We start from the raw sequence: 22,668 nt of genomic DNA, 5'->3' as shown, positions 1-22,668 counted from the left end.
CCCTCTCTCAGTTGTCTACTACCTGTTCCGCGGCATCAGCGACGGCCTCCGCTGTGAAGCCGTACTCACGGAACAATGTCTTGTAATCCGCGGATTCTCCGTAGTGCTCGATCGAAACGATTTTTCCGGTGTCGCCGACCAGCTTGTGCCAGCACTGCGCGACACCCGCCTCGACGGCCACCCGGGCCGACACCGACGGGGGCAGCACGCTGTCGCGGTAGTCCTGAGGCTGCGACTCGAACCACTCCACGCACGGCATGGACACCACCCGCGCGATGATGTCCTTGTCCGCCAACAACTTCTGCGCCGCCACCGCGAGCTGGACCTCGGAGCCGGTGGCGATCAGCACGACGTCCGGTTCTTCGCCTCCGTCTTCCCCCAGGATGTACCCGCCGCGGGAAACACCCTCGGCGTCGGTGCCTGCCAGCACCGGCACATTCTGACGGGTCAGGATCAGCCCGACCGGCCCGCTGCCGTTACCGCGCGCCAGAATCGTCCGCCAGGCGTACGCCGTCTCGTTGGCGTCGGCGGGACGGACCACCGACAGGTTCGGGATGGCGCGCAGCGCCGACAGGTGCTCGATCGGCTGGTGGGTCGGGCCGTCTTCGCCCAGTCCGATCGAGTCGTGCGTCCACACGTAGATGGTGTCGATGTCCATCAGCGACGCCAGCCGCACCGCCGGGCGCATGTAGTCGGAGAACTGCAGGAAGGTGGCGCCGTAAGCCCGGGTTGGGCCGTGCAGCACGATGCCGGACAAGATCGCGCCCATGGCGTGTTCGCGAACACCGAAATGCAAGGTGCGCCCATACCAGTGCGCGGTGTAGTCCTTGGTGGAAATCGACGGCGGCCCAAAGGAATCCGCACCCTTGATGGTGGTGTTGGTGCTGCCCGCCAGGTCGGCAGAGCCGCCCCACAGCTCCGGCAGCTTCGGTCCCACCGCGTCGAGCACCGCGTTGGACGCTTTCCGGGTGGCGATCTCGTCCGAGCCGGGGTCCCAATGCGGCAGGTCGGCGTCCCAGCCGTCGGGCAGTTTCTCGGCGGTCAACCGGTCCAGCAGGGCCTTGCGTTCCGGTTCGCGCTGTGCCCAGGCATCGAACTCCGGTTGCCACTTCTCGTGCGCTTCCTTACCCCGCTCGACCAATTTGCGGGTGTGGGCGATGACGTCGTCGCGGACCTCGAAGTTCTTGTCGGGATCGAAGCCGAGGATCTTCTTGACGGCGGCCACCTCCTCGTCACCGAGGGCGGCGCCGTGCGCCTTGCCGGTGTTCATCAGGTTGGGCGCCGGATACCCGATGATGGTGCGCAGCGAGATGAACGACGGCCGGTCGGTGGCGGCTTTCGCGTTGGCGAGGGCTTCCTCGATGGCTACGACGTCCTCGCCGCCCTCCACCTCTTGGACGTGCCAACCGTAGGCGCGGTAGCGGGCCGCGGTGTCCTCGCACAGCGCGATGTTGGTGTCGTCCTCGATGGAGATCTGGTTGTGGTCGTAGATCACGATGAGGTTGCCCAGCTGCTGGACCGCCGCCAGCGACGACGCCTCGGAGGTCACCCCTTCCTCGATGTCGCCGTCGGAGGCGATCACGAAGATGTGGTGGTCGAACGGGCTGGTCCCCGGTTCGGCGTCGGGGTCGAAGAGGCCGCGCTCATAGCGCGACGCCATCGCCATGCCGACCGCCGAGGCCAGGCCCTGGCCCAGCGGACCGGTGGTGATCTCCACGCCTTTGGTATGGCGGAACTCCGGGTGGCCCGGGGTTTTCGAGCCCCAGGTGCGCAGCGACTCGATATCGGAGAGCTCCAGGCCGAAGCCGCCGAGGTAGAGCTGCAGGTAGAGGGTCAAGCTGCTGTGTCCGGCCGACAGCACGAACCGGTCACGGCCCAGCCAGTGGGGGTCGCTGGGGTCGTGGCGCATTGTGCGCTGAAAAAGGGTGTAGGCCAACGGGGCAAGGCTCATCGCCGTGCCGGGGTGACCGTTGCCCACCTTTTGCACCGCGTCGGCGGCCAACACCCGGATGGTGTCCACCGCGGCTGAGTCGATGTCGGTCCAGTCGTCCGGGTGGCGCGGTTGGGTCAGCGTGGAGATCTCTTCGAGTGTGGTCACAGACGCAGTCCTTGGGTCATGAAGCTGATCAATCCTCACCCTAGTGCGGGAGGGCTCACTAGTGCAGGGCCGGATTTCGGGTACCCAGGGCCGGCCCTGCGGAATCAGTGTGAAACCTACTTGTCCGCCGCCTACGCTGTGCGAACAATCGCGCCCTCGGCGGAAAAAGTCGCGGAATGGACCCTGCGGCGCCGCGGCGGTGGACATGCTGTCTACCATCGTGCGTAGTAGAAAGCTGCGCGCGCTGCTGCGACCCCGAGGAGTAAATGCGTTGAGCGTTCGCGGGCGCGTCACGTCGATCCGGATGACCGGCACCGCCCGGCGACAAGCCGGGCCGGATGCCGGCCGGGCCAGGAGCCGGGTACTCGGCGCGGTCCTGGCTTACGTGGCGCTGACGAAGCCCCGCGTGATCGAACTGCTGTTGGTGACCGCGATACCGGCGATGCTGCTGGCCGATCGGGGCCATGTGAGCCCACTGTTGATCCTCAACACGCTGATCGGCGGCATGATGGCCGCCGGTGGCGCCAACACGCTCAATTGCGTGGCTGACGCCGATATCGACAAGGTGATGAAACGCACCGCCCGGCGCCCACTGGCCCGAGAGGCGGTACCGCCGCGAAACGCGCTGGTACTGGGTCTGGTGTTGAGCGTCGGTTCGTTTTTCTGGCTGTGGTGGACGACCAATCTGCTGTCCGGCCTGCTGGCGGTGGCGACCATCGCGTTCTACGTGTTCGTCTACACCCTGCTGCTCAAGCGCCGCACGTCGCAGAACGTCGTCTGGGGCGGTGCGGCCGGCTGCATGCCGGTGATGATCGGTTGGTCGGCCGTGACCGGTGGCATCGGCTGGCCGGCGTTGGCGATGTTCGCGATCATCTTTTTGTGGACGCCGCCGCACACCTGGGCCCTGGCGATGCGGTACAAGGAGGACTACAAAGCGGCCGGTGTGCCGATGCTGCCGGCCGTGGCCACCGAACGTCAGGTCACCAAGCAGATCCTGGTCTACACCTGGCTGACCGTGCTGGCGACGCTGGTGCTGGCGCTGGCGACCGGGTGGCTGTATGCGGCGGTCGCGGTGGTGGCCGGGGTGTGGTTCTTGGCCATGGCCCACCAGCTGTACGCCGGGGTCCGCGCCGGTGAGCCGGTGAAGCCGCTGCGGCTGTTCCTGCAGTCGAATAACTACCTGGCGGTGGTTTTCTGCGCGTTGGCGATCGACTCGGTGATCGCCCTGCCGACATTGCTCTGAGCTCGCTGGCCGCGCCGATGCTGGTGTGACAGAAGGGATTTGAAGGACCGGTCCTACGGCAGCAGCACGATGGAGCCCGCCGTCTTGCGGCCCTGCAGATCCTGGTGGGCGCGCGCCGCCTCGGACAGCGGATACCGTCCGCCGACTTCGACGGTCACGATCCCACTGCCGATCACGTCGAACAGCTCGGCCGCCCGCCAGCTGAACTCCTCGCCGGTGCGGATGAAGTGCACCAGTGAGGGCCGGGTGAGATAGACCGAGCCGGCGTAGTTCAGGCGCTGCGGATCGAAGGGCGGAACGGGTCCGCTGGCGGCGCCGAACAACGCCAGCGTTCCGCGGACGGCCAGGCTGGCCAGGCTGGCGTCGAACGTGGAAGCACCGACGCCGTCGTAAACCACGGCGACCCCGGGACCCCCCGTGATCGCACGCACCTGGTTGCCGAATTCGGCGGCATCGGTGGGGTAAGGGAGCACCTCGGCGGCGCCGGCCTGCCGGGACAGTCGCTCCTTCTCCGGCGTCGAAACGGTGGTGATCACCCGGGCGCCGAGGTGGGTGGCCCATTGCGTGAGGATCAGTCCGACGCCGCCCGCGCCGGCATGAATGAGCACCGGGTCGCCGCTTTGCACCGGGTACACCGATTTGAGCAGGTAGTGCGCGGTCAGGCCCTTCAGCAATACCGACGCGGCCACGTCGGAATCTACCGATTCGGGCACTTTAGCCGTCAAAAGTGTTGGCGCAGTACAGAATTCGGCGTAACCACCGTTTGCCGATGCGCTCACCACCCGATCGCCGACCGCTATCCCGCCGTTGTCCACGCGATCGCCCAGGGCGGCGACCGTCCCGCATACCTCGGAGCCGACCACGAACGGCAACGGGCGTGGGTATTGCCCCGAACGGAAATAGGTGTCGATGAAGTTGACGCCGATCGCCTCGGCCTTGATCAGCAGCTCGCCCGGCCCGGGAGAGGGTTGGGGCAGGTCGACATAGCGCAGGACCTCGGGGCCCCCGGTTTCGGACACTTCGATCGCATGCATGTGCTTATCATGCCCGTGAATGAAGTTAGCGCGGCCAGACGTCTTCCACCCGCGCATCGTGCTGGCCGGGTGTCCGCGACAGGTCGCCGGAGACGGCGATGACGCCGGGCTGCTTGCCGCGTTGCGACACCGCGGCCTGCATGCCCATTGGATGTCCTGGGACGATCCCGAAATCGTTCGTGCGGACCTGGTGATACTGCGGGCTGTCCACGACTACGCCGACCGGCTCGGCGAATTCCTGGCCTGGACGCTGAAGGTGAAAAACCTGCTGAACCCGCCCGCAGCGGTGGCCTGGAACGCCGACCGGCGGTATTTGGACGAGCTGGCGAACCGGGATGTGCCGACCGTGCCCAAGACGACCTTCGCGCCGGGCGAGCAGGTGCGGCTGCCGCGCGCAGACCTGGTTTTCGTCAGCGCCACCATCGGGTCGGGTGCGCGGCGTTGCCGCAGCCGGTCGGAGGCCGCCCAATACGCGGCCGAATTGCAGGCGGCCGGCCGCAGCGTGGTGGTGCAATCCTGCGACTCGGCTACCGAGACCGCACTGGTCTTCTTGTGCGGCGAGCCGTCGCACGCCCTCACCAGACGGGCGGGCAGCTGGCATCAGACCGAGGCTGATTTCGAAATCTGGGACATCGGAGCCGCCGCGCTGGCCGGCGCGGCCGCCCGAATCGGCGGCAGCACAAGCGATTTGCTTTACGCGAGGGCGCAGGTGATCGGCGAGGCCGACGCTCCCGCGCTGCTGGAACTGCAGTTGGTTGGGCCGTCGCTGCTCTTCAGAAAGCTCGATGCCGGCACCCGCGACGGGGCCGAACGAGAGTTTGCGGTGGGCGTGGAGTCAGCTCTGGAGCGGTTCGGGCTCGGCCCGTTCTCGCAGTCGTTCCCGCATTGAGGCCCATAGCGCGGCGGTGGCTGCGGTGCACGCCGCGGCGCCGGCCACGTGCAGCGCGACCAGCGCGGGCGGCACCCCGGTGAAGTACTGGGTGGTGCCGACGGTGGCCTGCGCAAGAACCAGCGCCACCAACACGGCAAGCCGTAGCCTGACCGGGCGGGACGCGCCGACGGCCAACAGCCCGAAACCCAGCCCGACAAGTAGTGCGAGGTACGCGATCAGCAGCGACGAATGCATGTGCACCAGGGTGGTGATCTCAACTTTGAGCCGCGGCACCGTCCGGGTGGCGCTCCGGTCACCGGCATGCGGTCCGGCCGCCGTCACCAGCGTGCCGGTCACCAGCACGGCGGCCAGGTTCAGCGCGCTGAGCGCGGTGAGGGCCCGCAGCGGCTTCGCCACCCGCTGCTCGACCACGCCATCGTCGGGTTCGCCGACCTTGACGTAAAGCAGCACCGACAGCCACACCATGGTCATCGACGCCAGCAGGTGGACCGCCACCGTCCACCACAGCAACCCGGTGCGCACGGTGATGCCACCGATTACCGCCTGCACCACCGTCGAGGCCGGCATCAGCCACGCGTAGACGAGCACCTCGGTGCGGCGTCTGGCGCGGGTGACGGCCAGCACCGCCAGCAGCGCGGTGATGACGACCGCGATGGTGATCATGCGGTTGCCGAACTCGACCGCTTGATGGATGCGTGGCACTTCGGCCACCGCTACCGGCACGAAGCTGCCCGGAAAGCACTGGGGCCAGGTCGGGCAACCCAGCCCCGACGCGGTGACCCGTACGATCGCGCCGGTGACGGCGATGCCCCCCTGCGTCAGGATGACGGCCGCCGCAATGAGCCGCTGGACACGCAGGCTGGGGTCGGGGAGCAGGTCCACCAACCGCGAAAGCGCTCGTCCGACGGGCATCGCCCGATCGTAACGACAACTACGTCACGTAGTAGAAGTGGGCGGCTTGATCGAGTTGGCTCTGCGCTGACGGCGCGTTTTACTCGAACTTCCACGCCATGGACGCAGAATCAATGGGCGCCCCACGGACCGTCAGGTGAAGCGGAACCAGCGGCGCGCGGCCAATGCCGCGAGCACACCCCATACCGCCAGCACCGCGAACCCGAACCAGTCCACCGACAGGCTCATGGCCTGCGACAGCGCCTCAGTGAGCGCTCCCGAGGGAGTCAGCCGCGCTGCCCATTTGACACCTCGCGGGATCATGCCGGTCTCGAGCGTCAGGGCGCCGAACCCGGCGAAGACGAACCACAACAGGTTGGCCAGGGCCAGCACGATCTCGGCCCGCAAGGTGCCACCGAGCAGCAGGCCAAGCGCGGCAAATCCCGCGGTGCCCACCGCGATGACCGCCGCACCCAGGGCCAGCGCCGCCAAAGCCGGACGCCAGCCAAGGGTAAATCCGATGACCCCCAACAGAATTGCCTGCAAGAAGACGGTGAAGACGACGGCCAAGGCCTTGCCGATGATGATCCCCCAGACCGGCAGCGGCGTCGCGCCGAGCCGCTTCAACGCGCCGTAGCGGCGATCGAACGCGACGGCGATGGCCTGTCCGGTGAAGGCGGTGGAGATGACCGCGAGCGCCATGATGGCGGGGACGAACACCGCGGCGCGGTGCGGGCCGAACGAACCCAGCGGCAACAGGGTCAGCCCGACCAGCAGCGTGATCGGGATGAACATGGTCAACAGCAGCTGCTCGCCGTTGCGCAACAGCAGCTTGAGCTCCAGGGCGAACTGCGCGGCCAGCATCCGGGGCACGGCGTTCGGTCGCGGGTCGGGGGTGAATGTGCCAGGCGGAAACACATCGGTCATGGCCGCAAGCTCCGCCCGGTGAGATCGAGGAAGAGATCCTCGAGGCTGCGCTGCTCGACGCGCATGTCGGTGGCCAACACGTTGATCTGCGCGCACCAAGCCGTGACCGTCGCCAGCACCTGCGGATCGACCGGGCCTTCGACCAGATACTCGCCCGGGGTTACCTCGGTGACTTTGTAGTCCTCCGGCAGCGCCGTGGCCAACAGGGACAGCTCGAGCCGCGGCGGCGCGCTGAACCGCAGTTGGTCTTTGGCGCCGGCGCGGGTCAGTTCGGTCGGGGTGCCGGCGGCGACCGTCACGCCGTTGTCGATGATGACCAGCCGGTCGGCGAGCTCCTCGGCCTCCCTGAGCTGGTGGGTGGTCAGCACCACGGTCACGCCGTCGCGGCGCAGCGCATCGATCAACTCCCACACCAGCAACCGGGCATGCGCGTCCATGCCCGCGGTGGGCTCGTCGAGAAACACCAGCTCGGGGCGGCCGACCAGCGCGCAGGCCAGCGCGAGCCGTTGCTGCTGTCCGCCGGAGAGCCGCCGATAGGTGGTGCGCGCGGCGTCGGTGAGGCCCAGCGTGTCCAGCAGCCACTGCGGGTCCAGCGGGTCGGCGGCGTAGGCGGCCACCAGATTCAGCATTTCGCCGGCTCGCGCCGCGGGGTAACCGCCGCCGCCCTGCAACATGACCCCGATCCGCGGGCGCAGCCGGGCGTTGTCGGCGATCGGGTCCAGCCCGAGCACCTCGATGGTTCCGGAGTCCGGGCGCACGAAGCCTTCGCACATCTCGACTGTCGTCGTCTTTCCGGCGCCGTTGGGTCCCAGCAGGGCCAGCACCTCGGCGGCGTGTACGTCCAGATCGAGATTGGTGACGGCCTTACAGACGGACGCTCCCGACCCGTACTGCTTGCTGACCCCACGCAGCCGAACGACCGTGTCGGGAATCTGCGGGGCCGAGCTCACGTGGAGTCAGCGTAGGCGTCAGGTGCCGACTTGGAGCGAGGGGTGGCCGGGGGCGTCTCGGTGGGCCCGGCCGGGGGCGCTGTTTGCGCAGGGGGTTCGTGGTGGTGGATCGGGACGGGTAGGAGCAGTCGCCACGGCAGGCGCGTGTAGGTCAGCGCGATGAGCACCACGACGATGATGGTGCTGGCCACGGTGGCATCGACGATCTGGAACAGCGCGAAGCGGTCGCCGTTGGCCGTCGGGCCGAAGATGCCCACGACCAAGGTGACGACGATGGCAGCCACCCGGAAGCCGGTGCGGGTTGCCCAGGCGGCGAGAGGGATGATCGCCCAAAGCAGATACCACGGCTGCACCACCGGAAACAGCAGCACCGTGACCCCCAGCGCCACGCCCAGCCCGCCGATCGGATGCAGCCGGCCGCGGAAGACCGCCACCAGCAGCCAGCAGACCAGCACCATGATGATCAGCACGCCGATGGCACGTGTCAGGGACAACACCGCGGTGGTGTGATCGCCCAGGCCCAGCAGAATCCCGACCTGCCCGGTGCCCAGAGCCAGCAGTGTCGGCGGCGACATCCAGCTCCGCACTACGTTGGCGGTGCCGAGCGTGAAAATCCAGCCGAATCCCAGGCCGCTGACCCAGCCCACGACCGCCATCACCGCCAGCGTCAGCCCCGACATGGCCCCACCGGCCAGTAAGAGCGCCTTCAGCGTGCCCCCGCAGCGGTAGGCCAGCGCCATGGTGACGAAGCCCAGCGCCAGCAGCGACGGCAGCTTCACCTGCGACGACAGCACGATCAGGATCGCGCCGGCCACCAGCATGCCCAACGGCTCCCAGTCCGGGCCGATCCGCCACGACGTGGGCATCAGCCGCGGGGAATCGATGCCGCGCAGCGCGAATTCCGCGCCGCTGAGCATCAGCCCGAGCATCAAGGCCTCGTTGTGGATGCCGGCGACCAGATGCATGATCAGCAGCGGGTTGGCCGCGCCCAGCCACAGCGCGCTGACTTCGGCGACGCCGCACCGCCGGGCCAGCCGCGGGGTGGCCCACACGATCATGCCCACGCCGATCAACACCACCAGCCGGTGACAGAGCACGGCCGCGACGATGTTCTCGCCGGTCAATGCCGAGATTCCGCGCCCGATCCACAAGAACAGCGGACCGTAGGGCGCCGGCGTTTCGCGCCACAGGCTGGGGACCGACAGGGTGAAGACGTGACCGAGGCCCAGGCCCGACGCCGGGCCCACCCGGTAGGGGTCGAGTCCCTCCAGCGAGATCTGGCTTTGCGCCAGGTAGGAGTACACGTCCTTGCTGTACATCGGCGGCGCGATCAACAGCGGCAGGGACCACAACAGCAGGGTGCGGTCCAGTTCGCCACGCGACATCCGCCGGTCGCCGAGTGCGAAGCGGCCGAGCATCAACCAGGCGAGCGCCATCATGACTGCCCCGGTCGTCGTCATCGTCAGCGAGACGGTCTGGATGCGCGACGGCAGGTTGAGTAGCCGGACGCCGAAGGTAGGGTCCTGTACGACCGGCCTGGCCCCGGCGCCGAGGGCGCCGATGGCCATCAGCACGGTGCCGGTGGCGCCGAACAGGCGGGTGCGCTGCAGGGCGGTGATCTCGGCGTTGTTCAGCGGCGAGCCCACCGCCTGCTCGTCACCATGCAGGCTCGCGATCGACGAGCTCAGCGTGTGCTGGCGGGCTGCCATCCTCAGGAGCCTAGCCTGAGGTCGCGAGCCGCCGGGGCGATCCTCATGGTGTGACCAGGTGTGACCAGCGCAACCGCCGGCAAAGGGCACCCTTGCTGGACCGTTCACCGGAATTGCGTCACACTGGTGTTGTGAAAATCCAATCCGAGCTGGATGCTGCTGTGCCTGCAGCCGCCGCAGGGGGAACGGATGGTCACACCCGGCGCGCCGTCGTGCGGCTACTGCTGGAATCCGGATCGATCACTGCCGGTGAGATCGGTGAACGCTTGGGCCTGTCGGCCGCCGGCGTGCGACGTCATCTCGACGCGCTGATCGAGGCCGGCGACGCGGAGTCGGTGCCGGCCGCCGCCTGGCAGCAGGTGGGACGGGGGCGGCCCGCGAAGCGCTATCGCTTGACCGCGGCCGGCCGGGCCAAGCTGGAGCACTCCTACGACGACCTGGCCGTCGCGGCCATGCGGCAGCTGCGGGAAATCGGCGGTGACGAGGCGGTGCGGACGTTCGCCCGCAGGCGGATCGACGCGATCCTGTCCGGCGTCGAAGGGGCGGGCAGCGGCGACGATGCCGATGTCGAGGCCGCCGCCGAGCGTGTGGCGAACGCCCTGACGAAAGCCGGCTATGTGGCGACCACGACGGAGGTGGGCGGGCCTATCCACGGCGTGCAGATCTGCCAGCACCACTGCCCGGTATCCCATGTCGCCGAGGAGTTTCCAGAATTGTGCGAAGCCGAGCAGCAGGCGATGGCCGAGGTGCTCGGAACGCACGTGCAGCGGTTGGCGACGATCGTCAACGGCGACTGCGCCTGCACCACCCACGTGCCGCTCACTCAGCCGATGAGCAACGCGGCCAGCAAGACCTAGCACGAAACGGCGCCCAGCCCGCGCCGAACATACGACGAACTCGAAGGAGCGTCCCTATGACCATGACGCCAGAGGCCAGCAAGACGGCCACCGAGCCGCTGACCCAGGCAGAGGCGATCGCCTCGCTGAGCCGCTACGGCTATGGCTGGGTGGACTCCGACGTCGCAGGTGCCAGCGCGCAGCGCGGGCTGTCCGAGGCGGTGGTCCGGGATATCTCGGCGAAGAAGAACGAGCCCGAGTGGATGCTGAACAACCGGCTCAAGGCGCTGCGCATTTTCGAGCGCAAGCCGATGCCGACGTGGGGCTCCAACCTCGGCGGCATCGACTTCGACAACATCAAGTACTTCGTGCGGTCTACTGAAAAGCAAGCGGCTAGTTGGGACGATTTGCCCGAAGACATCAAAAACACCTACGACCGGCTGGGGATCCCTGAGGCCGAAAAGCAGCGGTTGGTGGCTGGCGTGGCGGCTCAGTACGAATGCTTGGCAGGGGACACGCTGGTGTGGACGGCCAACCGTGGCCAGGTCCCGATCAAGGAGATCGAATACGGCGACCGCGTGTTCGCCTACGACGAGGATGCCGAGCGATTTGTGGTGGCCCCCGTTCGTGCGTCAGCCCAGACCGACACCCGGTTGACCTACACCGTCAAGACGACGCGGCGCAGCATCCGCGCGACGGACAACCATCCGATGCTGGTTTTGCGCGACGAGCGCAAGGAAGGCCGGCAGCGTGCCCGCTACGCCCGACGTTGGGTCACCGTCGGCGAACTCAAGGCCGGTGACTTCATCGCAGTACCGCGAGCTGTGCCCGAATTCGGTGTAGCGGCCGAACTTCCGCTGATCGCCGGACTGACGGCTCCAAAGACCAGTTCGGTCGATCTGATGTGGCTGCTGGGGTTGTACATCGGCGATGGCAACCTGCATCTCTCGACGAGGACCTACCGTGTTCAGTTCGCCATCCCGGCTACGGATGTCGAGCTGCGCGCCGAGGTGGGCCGTGTCGTCAAGGAACTGTTCGGCCTACGGTGCATAGAAGCCGACGAATACCGCATTGTTGTCAACTCGAAGGCACTGACCGAGTGGATCGTTGCCCTGGGGTTCGGAGGTCTTTCGCTGACGAAGCGTGTGCCGGACTGGGTCTACGGGCTGCCAGTTGAACAGCGGCTGGCGTTCCTCGGTGGCTGGGTCGACGCCGACGGATATGTCCAACCCGACCGTAGTGGCTCGGTAATGCTGACCTGTGCCAACGAAGCTTTGCTCGAGCAGGCGCGCGAACTAGCCGAACTGTCCGGTCTCCGTGCGGGTGGGCCGTGGTCATTCACCCAGCCTTACCGGCACGCTCCGGAACGGATGCAAATTGCTTGGCGGCTGGGCATTTCCGGTGATTTTGAGCGCCTCGGCTGCCGCAACTTGAAGCGGACGAATCGCTTCGGGCGCCGGCGGTTTATGCACTCGTCCAACAGCTCGCACGGGACGACAATTCGGGTGCATTGCAACGATTGGCTTGGCTTCGAGCGGATCAAGTCCATCGAGCCATATGCGGTCGAGCCGGTGTACGACATTGAGGTCGACGGCCCGCACAACTTCATCGCCGAAGGTCTGGTTGTCCATAACTCCGAGGTGGTCTACCACCAGATCCGGGAAGACCTTGAAGCCCAGGGCGTCATCTTCCTGGACACTGACACGGGTTTGCGTGAGCATCCCGAAATCTTCAAGCAGTACTTCGGCACCGTTATCCCCGCTGGCGACAACAAGTTCTCCGCGCTGAATACCGCAGTCTGGAGTGGTGGAAGTTTCATTTACGTCCCGCCGGGCGTGCACGTGGACATCCCGCTGCAGGCTTACTTCCGGATCAATACCGAGAACATGGGCCAGTTCGAGCGGACGCTAATCATCGCCGACGAGGGCGCTTACGTGCACTATGTCGAGGGCTGCCTGCCGGCCGGCGAGCTGATCACCACGGCGGATGGCGACCTGCGGCCCATCGAGTCGATCCGCGTGGGCGACTACGTCACCGGCCATGATGGACGGTCGCATCGCGTTACCGCGGTACAGGTGCGCGATCTCAATGGCGAGCTGTTCACCTTCACGCCGATGTCGCCCGCCAACAAGTTCTCGGTCACCGCGGAACACCCCTTGCTGGTCGTTCCGCGTGACGAGGTGCGGGTCGCGCGAAAGGAGCGCAACGGATGGAAGGCGGAGGTAAATAGCGCCAAGCTGCGTGCCACCGAGCCGCGCTGGGTCGCCGCGAAGGATGTCGCCGAGGGTGATTTCCTGATCTATCCCAAGCCGAAGCCGATCCCGCACCAGACGGTTCTGCCGTTGGAGTTCGCCAGGCTGGCGGGCTACTACCTGGCCGAAGGTCACGCGTGCCTGACCAATGGCTGCGAATCGCTGATCTTCTCGTTCCACAGCGACGAGTTCGAGTACGTCGAGGACGTGCGTCAAGCGTGCAAGTCGCTGTACGACAAGCTGGGCTCGGTGTTGATCGAAGAGCACAAGCATTCGGCCCGCGTCACCGTCTACACCAAGGCCGGCTACGCCGCGATGCGCGACAATGTCGGCATCGGATCGTCGCACAAGAAGCTGTCCGACCTTTTGATGCGTCAGGACGAGATCTTCCTGCGCGAACTGGTCGACGCCTATGTGAACGGCGACGGCAACGTCATCCGTAGAGGCGGCGCCCTATGGAAGCGCGTGCACACGACGTCGCGTGTCTGGGCCTTCCAGTTGCAGTCGATCCTGGCGCGGTTGGGTCACTACGCTACCGTCGAGCTGCGCCGGCCAGCTGGTCCCGGTGTAATCCAGGGCCGAAACATCATGCGCAAGGACATCTACCAGGTCCAGTGGACGGAAGGCGGCCACGGGCCGAAGCAGGCCCGCGACTGTGGCGACTACTTCGCGGTGCCGATCAAGAAGCGCGCAGTGCGTGAGGCACATGAGCCGGTATACAACCTCGATGTAGAGGCGCCAGACAGCTACCTCGCCTACGGATTCGCCGTGCACAACTGCACCGCGCCTATCTACAAGTCGGACTCACTGCACTCCGCAGTGGTCGAGATCATCGTGAAACCGCATGCGCGCGTTCGTTACACCACGATCCAGAACTGGTCGAGCAACGTCTACAACCTGGTCACCAAGCGGGCCCGGGCCGAGGCCGGCGCGACCATGGAGTGGGTCGACGGCAACATCGGGTCCAAGGTGACCATGAAGTATCCGTCGGTCTGGATGACCGGCGAGCACGCCAAGGGCGAAGTGCTGTCGGTGGCGTTCGCCGGCGAAGGCCAGCACCAGGACACCGGCGCCAAGATGCTGCACCTGGCGCCGAACACGTCAAGCAACATCGTGTCCAAGTCGGTGGCCCGCGGTGGCGGCCGCACCTCCTACCGCGGCCTGGTCCAGGTGAACAAGGGCTCGCACGGTTCCAGGTCGAGCGTGAAATGCGATGCGCTGCTGGTCGATACGGTCAGCCGCAGTGACACCTACCCGTACGTCGACATCCGCGAGGACGACGTCACGATGGGTCACGAGGCCACCGTGTCGAAGGTCAGCGAGAACCAGCTCTTCTACCTGATGAGCCGCGGACTGACCGAGGACGAGGCGATGGCGATGGTGGTGCGTGGCTTTGTCGAGCCGATCGCCAAGGAACTCCCCATGGAGTACGCGCTGGAGCTCAACCGGCTGATCGAGCTGCAGATGGAAGGCGCGGTCGGCTAGTGACGGAATTGACTGCAGCGGTTGAGGGTTCGTCACTCGCCGCTGCCAACAAGGGCGAGCTGTTCGCCTCCTTCGACGTCGACGCCTTCGAGGTTCCGCACGGCCGCGACGAGCTCTGGCGCTTCACTCCGCTCAAGCGGTTGCGTGGCCTGCACGACGGCTCCGCACGGGCCTCCGGCAGCGCCCAGATAACCGTCAGCGAACACCCTGGCGTGCGAACCGAGACCGTGCGACGCGGCGACGAGCGCCTAGGCCAGGGCGGTGTGCCCGCCGATCGGGTTGCCGCTCAAGCGTTTTCGTCGTTCAACTCCGCGACGGTGGTCACCGTCGAGCGGGCCACGCAGGCCCACGAACGGGTGAACGTCACCGTAACCGGGCCGGGCCCAGGCGCGGTGGCCTACGGTCATCTGCAGATTCGGGTGGAGGAACTCGCCGAGGCCGTCGTCGTCGTGGACCACCGCGGGAGCGGAACCTACGCCGACAACCTTGAATTCGTGGTCGCCGACGCCGGCCGGCTCACCGTGGTGTGGATCGCTGACTGGTCCGACGACGCGGTTCATCTCAGCGCACATCACGCAAAGCTCGGCAAGGACGCGCTGCTGCGGCACGTCGCCGTCACACTCGGCGGCGAGGTGGTGCGGATGACGGCCAACGTGCGTTTCGATGCCCCAGGTGGCGACGCCGAGTTGCTGGGACTGTATTTCGCCGACGACGGCCAGCACCTCGAGTCGCGGCTGCTGGTCGACCACGCCCGGCCGGATTGCCGGTCCAATGTGCTGTACAAAGGTGCGCTGCAAGGAGATCCGGCGTCGCACTTGCCCGACGCCCATACCGTCTGGGTGGGTGACGTGCTGATCCGCGCCGAGGCCACCGGTACCGACACTTTCGAGGTGAACCGCAACTTGGTGCTCACCGACGGCGCGCGCGCCGACTCGGTGCCCAACTTGGAGATCGAGACCGGCGAGATCGTCGGCGCCGGACACGCCAGCGCCACCGGACGTTTCGACGACGAGCAATTGTTCTACCTACGTTCCCGCGGCATCCCCGAAGAACAGGCCCGCCGACTGGTGGTGCGTGGATTCTTCGGCGAGATCATCGCCAAGATTGCGGTCCCGGAAGTCCGGGAACGCCTGACCGCTGCCATCGAGCACGAACTGGAAATAACGGAATCGAGATCGACAACCTTATGACCACATTGGAAATCAAAGACCTGCACGTCAGCGTCGAAAATCCCAACGCCGCCGATGGGGAGCGCGAAATTCCCATCCTCAACGGCGTCGACCTGACCGTGAAATCCGGTGAGACGCATGCGTTGATGGGCCCCAACGGCTCCGGCAAATCCACGCTGTCGTACGCCATCGCCGGCCATCCCAAATACCGGGTGACCTCGGGCTCGATCACCCTGGACGGCGCCGATCTGCTGGCGATGAGCGTCGACGAGCGCGCACGGGCAGGCGTGTTCCTGGCCATGCAGTACCCCGTCGAGGTGCCGGGTGTGTCGGTGTCGAACTTTCTGCGCTCGGCGGCCACGGCCATTCGGGGTGAGCCGCCGAAACTTCGGCACTGGGTCAAAGAAGTCAAGTCCGCGATGGCCGGCCTCGACATCGACCCCGCCTTCGCCGAACGCAATGTCAACGAAGGTTTCTCCGGCGGCGAGAAGAAGCGGCACGAAATCCTCCAGCTGGAACTGCTCAAGCCCAAGATCGCCGTTCTCGACGAGACCGACTCCGGCCTGGACGTCGACGCGTTGCGCGTGGTCAGCGAGGGGGTGAACCGCTACGCCCAAGCCGAGCACGGCGGCATCCTGCTGATCACCCACTACACCCGCATCCTGCGCTACATCCACCCGGAATACGTCCACGTCTTCGTCGGCGGCCGCATCGCCGAATCCGGCGGCCCGGAGCTGGCCGACGAACTCGAACAGAACGGCTACGTGCGCTTTACGCAGGCTGATGGCGGCGACCCGCTGCGCTCGGCTTCGCCGAGCTTGCGATCGCCGCGGACGGCGGCAACCGGGGCATAACCATGTCTGCCTCTGTCACGCCGCTCGATATCGCAGCGATCCGCGCCGATTTCCCGATCCTCAAGCGTGTCATGCGTGGCGGAAAACAGTTGGCGTATCTGGATTCCGGCGCAACGTCGCAGCGTCCCCTGCAGGTGCTGGACGCCGAGCGCGAGTTCCTGACCACTTCCAACGGCGGGGTGCACCGCGGCGCGCATCAGCTGATGGAAGAGGCCACCGACGCCTACGAACAGGGCCGCGCCGACATCGCCGCGTTCGTCGGCGCCGACGCTGAGGAGCTGGTGTTCACCAAGAACGCCACCGAGTCGCTCAACCTGGTCTCGTATGCGCTGGGGGACAACCGCTTCCAGCGCGCCGTCGGGCCCGGCGACGTCATTGTCACCACCGAACTCGAACACCATGCCAACCTGGTCCCGTGGCAGGAGCTGGCCCGGCGCACCGGCGCCACGTTGCGCTGGTACGGCGTCACCGACGACGGTCGCATCGACTTGGACTCGCTGCAACTGGACGAACGCGTCAAAGTCGTTGCATTCAGCCATCATTCGAACGTCACAGGCGTCCACGCGCCGCTGGAGGAACTGGTCTCGCGCGCCAGGGAAGTGGGTGCGCTCACGGTGTTGGACGCCTGCCAGTCGGTGCCGCACCGCCCGGTGGACCTGCACACGCTGAACGTCGACTTCGCCGCGTTCTCTGGGCATAAGATGCTGGGGCCCAACGGGATCGGCGTGCTCTACGGCCGTCGCGAGCTTTTGGAAGCGATGCCGCCATTCCTCACCGGCGGTTCCATGATCGAAACGGTCGCGATGGAAAGCTCGACCTACGCGCCGCCGCCCCAACGTTTCGAGGCCGGCACCCCGATGACTTCCCAGGTCGTCGGGTTGGCCGCGGCGGCACGGTATCTGGGCGCCATCGGCATGGAGGCGGTGGAATCCTACGAACGTGAGTTGGTGGCCGCCACCTTGAAGGGCCTGTCCGGCATCGACGGTGTCCGCGTCATTGGCCCGGCGTCGCTGGAAAACCGTGGCTCGCCGGTGGCGTTCGTCGTCGACGGCGTGCACGCGCATGACGTGGGTCAGGTGCTCGACGACGACGGCGTCGCCGTGCGGGTCGGGCATCACTGCGCACTGCCGCTGCACCGCAGGTTCGGCCTGGCCGCCACCGCACGCGCATCGTTCGCGGTGTACAACACCCTCGACGAGGTCGATCGCCTGGTGGCCGGTGTGCGGCGTGCCCTGGACTTCTTCGGGAGAGCCTGACGTGCGCCTGGAACAGATGTATCAGGACGTGATCCTCGACCACTACAAGCATCCGCAGCATCGGGGCTTGCGAGAACCGTTCGGCGCGCAAGTTTTTCACGTCAATCCGGTATGCGGCGACGAGGTCACCCTGCGGGTCGCGTTGTCTGACGACGGCGCCCGCGTCACCGACGTCTCCTACGACGGACAGGGCTGTTCGATCAGCCAGGCCTCGACGTCGGTGCTCGCTCAGCAGGTGATCGGTCAGCGCGTGCCGCAGGCGCTGAAGACCATCGAGGCGTTCACCGAAATGGTGTCCTCGCGGGGAAACGTCCAAGGCGACGAGGAAGTCCTGGGCGACGGAGTAGCGTTCGCGGGAGTGGCCAAATATCCCGCCCGCGTCAAATGCGCATTACTTGGCTGGATGGCGTTCAAGGATGCGTTGGTCCAAGCCAGCCACGCCTTGGAGGAGGTGACCGATGAGCGAAACCACCGCACCGGATGAGGAATTGCTCGCCGACGTCGAAGAGGCGATGCGCGACGTCGTCGACCCCGAACTCGGCATCAATGTCGTCGACCTAGGGCTGGTCTACGGCTTGAACGTGGAAGAGGCCGAGGAGGGGACCGTCGCGCTGATCGACATGACCCTGACGTCGGCGGCCTGCCCGCTCACCGACGTCATCGAAGACCAGTCGCGCAGCGCGTTGGTGGGTAGCGGTCTAGTCGACGACATTCGCATCAATTGGGTGTGGAACCCGCCGTGGGGTCCGGACAAGATCACCGAGGACGGGCGCGAGCAGCTACGCGCCCTCGGCTTCACCGTCTGAGTTCAGCTAGTCGCGCCCGCATTTGCCGTTGGTGGCCGGCCGCAGGGTGATCGTCGTCGCCTGCAACGCGCCGCCACCGTCCTTGGTGCCTTTGGCCGTCATGCATTTGCCCTGAGCGATGGCCTTCGTGTCGGCTGGGGCCTGCTTTGTGTACTTGGTCTTGTCGTCGACCGAGACGGCAGTTTGCGTCGGGTTGCCGTTGGTGTCGGTGCTCGTGACGTTGATGGTGCTTCCCGAGACGGAGGCGACGGTACCGGCGACGTCGGGTTTCCTGCTTGGAGGCGTAGACGGAGTGGTTGACGGCGTCGGCGAGCCGGACGGCGGCGTAGGCGTCGAATCCGGCCCGGACTCCTTGGCCGTCGGGCATTTGCCATCGGTGGCGGGGCTCACCCGCACGGTCGCGGCCGTGATCGGTTTGCCGCCGTGAGACCCGTGCACCGACCGGATGCTGACACAGCTACCAGGGGTGACGTCGGTCAGTTGTGCCCGGCTGACCTCGGTGACCTTGGTCGTGCCGGTGAAGTTGACCGTCGCGTTGCCGCTTTTCTGGGTGACCTGAGCGGATTCACCCGACACCGACGCGATTAGTCCGCTGACGCGGGCTTCACCGCCGGGCGTCGTTGGCGCGCTCGTCGTCGGTGTGGTTGCCGACGGGGAGCCTGCGGTGGTGCCCGCTGACGACGTCGCGCTGGGCGGGTTGCTCGTCGAGCTGCACGCCGCCAGGGAAAGCGATAGGGCACCTGTCACCGCCAGGATCGCGGCCCGGTTCAGCTGCGCCGATATGACAGCCATCAACGTTTCTCCGTTCGTGAGTTGGTCTCGACGATCGGGTTTACTCCATGGAGCTGTGCGTAGTCTGTGCGTTCAGAACGCTTCCTCGGGGAGGCGCATGATTTCGTCGTCAATCGACTCGATGATGGCGCGCACCGACGTCAGCCTGGGCAACATGTTCTTCGCGAAAAACCCGGCGGTCGCGATCTTGCCCTGGTAGAACGCCTGGTCGTGCTCGGATGGCCCGCTCTCCAGTGCGGCCCGCGCGATATCGGCCTGCACCAGCAGCCGCCAGCCGATCAGCAGGTCGCCGACGGCCAGCAGGTACCGCACCGAGGCGAGGCCGACCTTGTATATATCGGTGGGGTGTTCGGCCGCAGACATCAGGTAGCCGGTGAGGGCGCCCGTCATCGCGGTGACATCCTCCAGGGCGGCTTGCAGGAGCTCGACTTGCGGCTTCAGCGACTCGTGAGCGTTGTCGATGCTGTGGGTGATCTGGGCCGTCACATGCTGCAGCGCCTGGCCGTGGTCGCGCACGATCTTGCGGAAGAAGAAGTCCAGCGCCTGGATGGCGGTGGTGCCTTCATAGAGCGAGTCGATCTTGGAGTCGCGCAAATACTGCTCGATCGGGTAGTCGGTCAGGAAGCCCGAGCCACCCAGCGTCTGCAGCGATTCGGTCAGAATCTCAAAGGCCCGTTCCGAACTGGCGCCTTTGACAATGGGCAGCAGCAGGTCGTCGACGCGGTGCGCCATGTCCGGGCCGGCGCCCGAAACCCGTTGTGCTACTTCGTTGTCCTGGTGTGCCGCCGCATACAGATACAGTGCCCGCAGGCCCTCGGCGTAGGCCTTCTGCGTCATCAGACTGCGGCGCACGTCGGGGTGGTGCATGATGGTGACTCGCGGTGCGGTCTTGTCGGTCATCTGAGTCAGGTCGGCGCCTTGGATCCGCTCCTTGGCATAGGCCAGAGCGTTCAAGTAGCCGGTGGATAGCGTGCCGGAGGCCTTGACCCCGATCGTCATCCGGGCGCTCTCGATCACGGTGAACATCTGCGCGATGCCGTTGTGCACGTCGCCCACCAGGTAGCCGACCGCGGGCACATCGGTTGCGCCGAAAGTCAATTCGCACGTCGGCGAGGACTTCAGGCCCATCTTGTGTTCCAGTCCGGTGACGAAAACCCCGTTGCGGGAACCAAGTTCGAAAGTGTCGGGATCGAAAAGATACTTCGGAACGTAGAACAGGCTCAAACCCTTGGTTCCGGGACCGGCGCCTTCGGGCCGGGCCAGCACCAGGTGAAAGATGTTCTCCGCAGTGTCGCCGACGTCTCCGCCGGAGATGAACCGTTTCACTCCCTCGATGTGCCAGGTGCCATCGGGCTGCTGGATGGCCTTGGTCCGGCCGGCGCCTACGTCAGAACCCGCGTCGGGCTCGGTGAGCACCATGGTGGCCTGCCAGCCGCGCTCCAAACCTTCTGCCGCCCAACGCTTTTGCTGTTCATTACCCTCGATGTAAAGTGCGCGGGCCATCGGCGGGCCAAGCAGGAAGAAGCACGCCGAGGGATTGGCGCAGTAGATCATTTCGTTGACCGCCCAGGTCAGCGGCGGCGGTGCGGCGATGCCACCGATCTCCTCGGGCAGGCCCAACCGCCACCAGCCGGCCTCTTTGATCGCCTCGACCGACTTGACCAATTCGCCGTCGGGCACGCTGATGCTGTGCGTCGACGGGTCGAATACCGGGGGATTGCGGTCTGCCGAGGCGAACGACTCGGCGATCGGTCCTTCGGCCAGGCGAGCGGATTCGGCCAAGATGGTGCGGACCGTGTCGGCGTCCAGCTCGCTGTACGCTCCGGTGCCCAGGACGGCGCCGATATCAAGAACCTCGAACAGGTTGAACTCGAGATCGCGCACGTTGGCAATGTAGTGGCCCAATGTGGTTCCCTCCACCGGCGGAAATTCAGCGCACTCAGTGTGGTCGACTCGGGAAAACGTACGCAACCGTAACCTGCGGAGATGGCGCTGAGCACTCGCAAAACTCCGTGGAGCCGAAGTGTGGTTCTGCGGACTGCCACGTCGCGGTGTTCGTCCAACCGCCTCGCCATAGCAGAGCCGGATCTTTAAGCTAAGACGTTGTGCCGCAGCAGGTTTGCTCATGCCGGCGATCCGAAGACGGCCACCACGGCAAAGATCTCCCAGCCCACCAGGCGTGGCGGGTAAGCCGGCGTCGGTCTACGCCCCCCGCGGCGGGCCGGGAACAATAAGGTCGTCGCGCTGCGTTACCGAGAGGTGACTACCCAAGATCTCACTGCTGAGCAGTTCAACGACACGATCAACAGCAACGACATCGTGCTGGTCGACTTTTGGGCCTCCTGGTGCGGCCCGTGTCGAGCATTCGCGCCGACGTTCGAGGCGTCGTCGCAGAAGCATCCCGACGTGGTGCACGCCAAGGTCAATACCGAGGCCGAACAACAGCTGGCCGCGGCGGCCCAGATCCGGTCCATTCCCACGCTGATGGCCTTCAAGAAGGGCAAGCTGCTGTTCAACCAGCCCGGCGCGCTGCCGCCGGCAGCGCTGGAGGATCTGGTACAGCAGGTCAAGGCTTTCGACGTGGACGCCGCCGAAGCACAAGAACCCCGAGAAGTCTGACCCAGCGCCGTCTTAGGCGGCGCGCTACCTTTCTATCGTGAATCTGGTCCTCGTCGAACACCCGCGCCCCGGGGTCGCACTGATAACCCTCAACCGGCCCGAGCGGATGAACTCGATGGCGTTTGACGTCATGGTGCCGCTCAAAGAGGCCCTGGAGCAGGTCACGTACGACAATTCCGTCCGAGTGGTGGTGCTGACCGGGGCCGGCCGGGGATTCTCCTCTGGGGCCGATCACAAGTCCGCGGGCACGGTGCCCAACGTCGAAGGTCTGACCAGGCCGACGTATGCGCTGCGGTCCATGGAGCTACTCGACGAGGTCATCCTGGCGCTGCGGCGGCTGCATCAGCCGGTGATCGCCGCGGTCAACGGCCCAGCCATCGGCGGCGGGCTGTGCCTGGCGCTGGCCGCAGACATCCGGGTGGCCTCGACGACCGCCTATTTTCGGGCCGCCGGCATCAACAACGGGCTGACCGCCAGCGAGCTGGGGCTCAGCTACCTGCTGCCCAGAGCCATCGGGTCCTCACGCGCGTTCGAGATCATGCTGACCGGTCGTGATGTCAGCGCCGAGGAGGCCGAACGGATCGGACTGGTGTCGAATCAGGTGCCGGAAGCCCAGCTGCTGGACACCTGCTATGCCATCGCGGCCCGGATCGCGATGTTCTCCCGCCCGGGAATCGAGTTGACCAAACGCACACTGTGGAGTGGACTGGACGCCGGTAGCCTGGAAGGGCACATGCAAGCCGAAGGCTTGGGTCAGCTTTTCGTCCGTCTGCTCACCGCCAACTTCGAAGAAGCGGTTGCCGCGCGTGCGGAACGACGGCCGCCGGTATTCACCGACGACAAATAGTGCAACAG

Annotated in this window: 19 protein-coding genes; 11 read left to right on the top strand and 8 right to left on the bottom strand. The window is 66.2% G+C overall.

Features of this window, described 5'->3' with window-relative positions; genetic code table 11:
• Positions 1-7: 7 nt before the first annotated feature.
• Complete coding sequence (gene tkt / locus AC5Y2L_RS16275) at positions 8-2,098, bottom strand: transketolase (protein ID WP_499936752.1); 2,091 nt, start codon at positions 2,096-2,098, stop codon at positions 8-10.
• Positions 2,099-2,369: 271 nt separating this feature from the next.
• On the opposite strand from tkt, the gene AC5Y2L_RS16270 reads away from it, so the two are divergent.
• On the top strand, positions 2,370-3,341 hold the full coding sequence (locus AC5Y2L_RS16270; protein WP_499936753.1) for a heme o synthase: 972 nt from the start codon (positions 2,370-2,372) through the stop codon (positions 3,339-3,341).
• Between the two features lie 53 nt (positions 3,342-3,394).
• On the opposite strand, the gene AC5Y2L_RS16265 is transcribed toward AC5Y2L_RS16270, so the two are convergent.
• On the bottom strand, positions 3,395-4,375 hold the full coding sequence (locus tag AC5Y2L_RS16265; protein ID WP_499936755.1) for a quinone oxidoreductase family protein: 981 nt from the start codon (positions 4,373-4,375) through the stop codon (positions 3,395-3,397).
• A gap of 19 nt (positions 4,376-4,394) precedes the next feature.
• On the opposite strand from AC5Y2L_RS16265, the gene AC5Y2L_RS16260 reads away from it, so the two are divergent.
• Positions 4,395-5,264 (top strand): DcsG N-terminal domain-containing protein, encoded by an 870-nt coding sequence (locus AC5Y2L_RS16260; RefSeq protein WP_499936757.1) that lies wholly within the window; start codon positions 4,395-4,397, stop codon positions 5,262-5,264.
• Here the strand turns inward: AC5Y2L_RS16260 and AC5Y2L_RS16255 are convergent.
• From AC5Y2L_RS16255 to mptB, 4 genes are all read right to left on the bottom strand, one after another.
• Positions 5,211-6,179 carry a COX15/CtaA family protein gene (locus AC5Y2L_RS16255; RefSeq protein WP_499936759.1) on the bottom strand — a complete coding sequence of 323 codons (969 nt, stop codon included), beginning with the start codon at positions 6,177-6,179 and terminating at the stop codon, positions 5,211-5,213. The genes AC5Y2L_RS16260 and AC5Y2L_RS16255 overlap by 54 nt on opposite strands.
• Before the next feature lie 132 nt (positions 6,180-6,311).
• Entirely contained in the window at positions 6,312-7,085 is a 774-nt protein-coding gene (locus AC5Y2L_RS16250) for an ABC transporter permease (protein ID WP_499936761.1), read from the bottom strand.
• Complete coding sequence (locus tag AC5Y2L_RS16245; protein ID WP_499936763.1) at positions 7,082-8,035, bottom strand: ABC transporter ATP-binding protein; 954 nt, start codon at positions 8,033-8,035, stop codon at positions 7,082-7,084. The genes AC5Y2L_RS16250 and AC5Y2L_RS16245 overlap by 4 nt, the downstream gene beginning before the upstream one ends.
• Entirely contained in the window at positions 8,032-9,744 is a 1,713-nt protein-coding gene (gene mptB / locus AC5Y2L_RS16240) for a polyprenol phosphomannose-dependent alpha 1,6 mannosyltransferase MptB (RefSeq protein ID WP_499936765.1), read from the bottom strand. The genes AC5Y2L_RS16245 and mptB overlap by 4 nt, the downstream gene beginning before the upstream one ends.
• A gap of 50 nt (positions 9,745-9,794) precedes the next feature.
• On the opposite strand from mptB, the gene AC5Y2L_RS16235 reads away from it, so the two are divergent.
• Genes AC5Y2L_RS16235 through AC5Y2L_RS16205 form a run of 7 tightly spaced genes read left to right on the top strand, consistent with a single transcriptional unit; the run spans position 9,795 to position 18,402 of the window.
• Positions 9,795-10,601, top strand: a complete 807-nt coding sequence (locus AC5Y2L_RS16235; RefSeq protein ID WP_499936766.1) for a helix-turn-helix transcriptional regulator — start codon at positions 9,795-9,797, stop codon at positions 10,599-10,601.
• 56 nt (positions 10,602-10,657) lie between these two features.
• A complete protein-coding gene (sufB, locus tag AC5Y2L_RS16230) occupies positions 10,658-14,317 on the top strand; it encodes an intein-containing Fe-S cluster assembly protein SufB (RefSeq protein ID WP_499936768.1) in 3,660 nt (1,219 codons plus the stop codon).
• Positions 14,317-15,507: a Fe-S cluster assembly protein SufD gene (gene sufD / locus AC5Y2L_RS16225; protein WP_499936770.1), complete on the top strand. Its 1,191-nt coding sequence runs from the start codon at positions 14,317-14,319 to the stop codon at positions 15,505-15,507. Before sufB ends, sufD begins: the two co-directional genes overlap by 1 nt.
• On the top strand, positions 15,504-16,340 hold the full coding sequence (sufC, locus tag AC5Y2L_RS16220; protein WP_499936771.1) for a Fe-S cluster assembly ATPase SufC: 837 nt from the start codon (positions 15,504-15,506) through the stop codon (positions 16,338-16,340). Before sufD ends, sufC begins: the two co-directional genes overlap by 4 nt.
• Positions 16,341-16,342: 2 nt before the next feature.
• A complete protein-coding gene (locus AC5Y2L_RS16215; RefSeq protein ID WP_499936773.1) occupies positions 16,343-17,596 on the top strand; it encodes a cysteine desulfurase in 1,254 nt (417 codons plus the stop codon).
• Positions 17,597-17,612: 16 nt separating this feature from the next.
• Positions 17,613-18,080, top strand: coding sequence for a Fe-S cluster assembly sulfur transfer protein SufU (gene sufU, locus AC5Y2L_RS16210; RefSeq protein ID WP_499936857.1), 468 nt, complete (start codon positions 17,613-17,615; stop codon positions 18,078-18,080).
• Complete coding sequence (locus AC5Y2L_RS16205; RefSeq protein ID WP_499936775.1) at positions 18,055-18,402, top strand: metal-sulfur cluster assembly factor; 348 nt, start codon at positions 18,055-18,057, stop codon at positions 18,400-18,402. The genes sufU and AC5Y2L_RS16205 overlap by 26 nt, the downstream gene beginning before the upstream one ends.
• A gap of 6 nt (positions 18,403-18,408) precedes the next feature.
• On the opposite strand, the gene AC5Y2L_RS16200 is transcribed toward AC5Y2L_RS16205, so the two are convergent.
• Complete coding sequence (locus AC5Y2L_RS16200) at positions 18,409-19,194, bottom strand: DUF5666 domain-containing protein (RefSeq protein WP_499936776.1); 786 nt, start codon at positions 19,192-19,194, stop codon at positions 18,409-18,411.
• 72 nt (positions 19,195-19,266) lie between these two features.
• Positions 19,267-21,099, bottom strand: coding sequence for an acyl-CoA dehydrogenase (locus AC5Y2L_RS16195; RefSeq protein WP_499936778.1), 1,833 nt, complete (start codon positions 21,097-21,099; stop codon positions 19,267-19,269).
• Positions 21,100-21,453: 354 nt separating this feature from the next.
• Here AC5Y2L_RS16195 and trxA point away from each other — a divergent pair, with 354 nt between their 5' ends.
• Both trxA and AC5Y2L_RS16185 read left to right on the top strand, forming a co-directional pair.
• Positions 21,454-21,813, top strand: coding sequence for a thioredoxin (gene trxA / locus AC5Y2L_RS16190; protein ID WP_499936780.1), 360 nt, complete (start codon positions 21,454-21,456; stop codon positions 21,811-21,813).
• A 37-nt stretch (positions 21,814-21,850) separates the two neighbouring features.
• Entirely contained in the window at positions 21,851-22,660 is an 810-nt protein-coding gene (locus tag AC5Y2L_RS16185) for an enoyl-CoA hydratase (protein WP_499936782.1), read from the top strand.
• The last annotated feature ends 8 nt before the right edge of the window (positions 22,661-22,668 follow it).

The sequence above is a fragment of the Mycobacterium sp. NGS66 genome, from assembly GCF_059812225.1.
This window is presented reverse-complemented; position numbering and strand designations above follow the sequence as displayed.

Excerpts from the sequence above, each read along its gene's own strand:
- AC5Y2L_RS16265 (WP_499936755.1), bottom strand. The coding sequence starts at position 4,375 with ATGCATGCGATCGAAGTGTCCGAAACCGGGGGCCCCGAGGTCCTGCGC.
- mptB (WP_499936765.1), bottom strand. The coding sequence starts at position 9,744 with ATGGCAGCCCGCCAGCACACGCTGAGCTCGTCGATCGCGAGCCTGCAT.
- AC5Y2L_RS16255 (WP_499936759.1), bottom strand. The coding sequence starts at position 6,179 with ATGCCCGTCGGACGAGCGCTTTCGCGGTTGGTGGACCTGCTCCCCGAC.
- AC5Y2L_RS16205 (WP_499936775.1), top strand. The coding sequence starts at position 18,055 with ATGAGCGAAACCACCGCACCGGATGAGGAATTGCTCGCCGACGTCGAA.
- AC5Y2L_RS16215 (WP_499936773.1), top strand. The coding sequence starts at position 16,343 with ATGTCTGCCTCTGTCACGCCGCTCGATATCGCAGCGATCCGCGCCGAT.
- AC5Y2L_RS16250 (WP_499936761.1), bottom strand. The coding sequence starts at position 7,085 with ATGACCGATGTGTTTCCGCCTGGCACATTCACCCCCGACCCGCGACCG.
- AC5Y2L_RS16260 (WP_499936757.1), top strand. The coding sequence starts at position 4,395 with ATGAAGTTAGCGCGGCCAGACGTCTTCCACCCGCGCATCGTGCTGGCC.
- AC5Y2L_RS16200 (WP_499936776.1), bottom strand. The coding sequence starts at position 19,194 with ATGGCTGTCATATCGGCGCAGCTGAACCGGGCCGCGATCCTGGCGGTG.
- sufU (WP_499936857.1), top strand. The coding sequence starts at position 17,613 with ATGTATCAGGACGTGATCCTCGACCACTACAAGCATCCGCAGCATCGG.
- sufB (WP_499936768.1), top strand. The coding sequence starts at position 10,658 with ATGACCATGACGCCAGAGGCCAGCAAGACGGCCACCGAGCCGCTGACC.
- sufC (WP_499936771.1), top strand. The coding sequence starts at position 15,504 with ATGACCACATTGGAAATCAAAGACCTGCACGTCAGCGTCGAAAATCCC.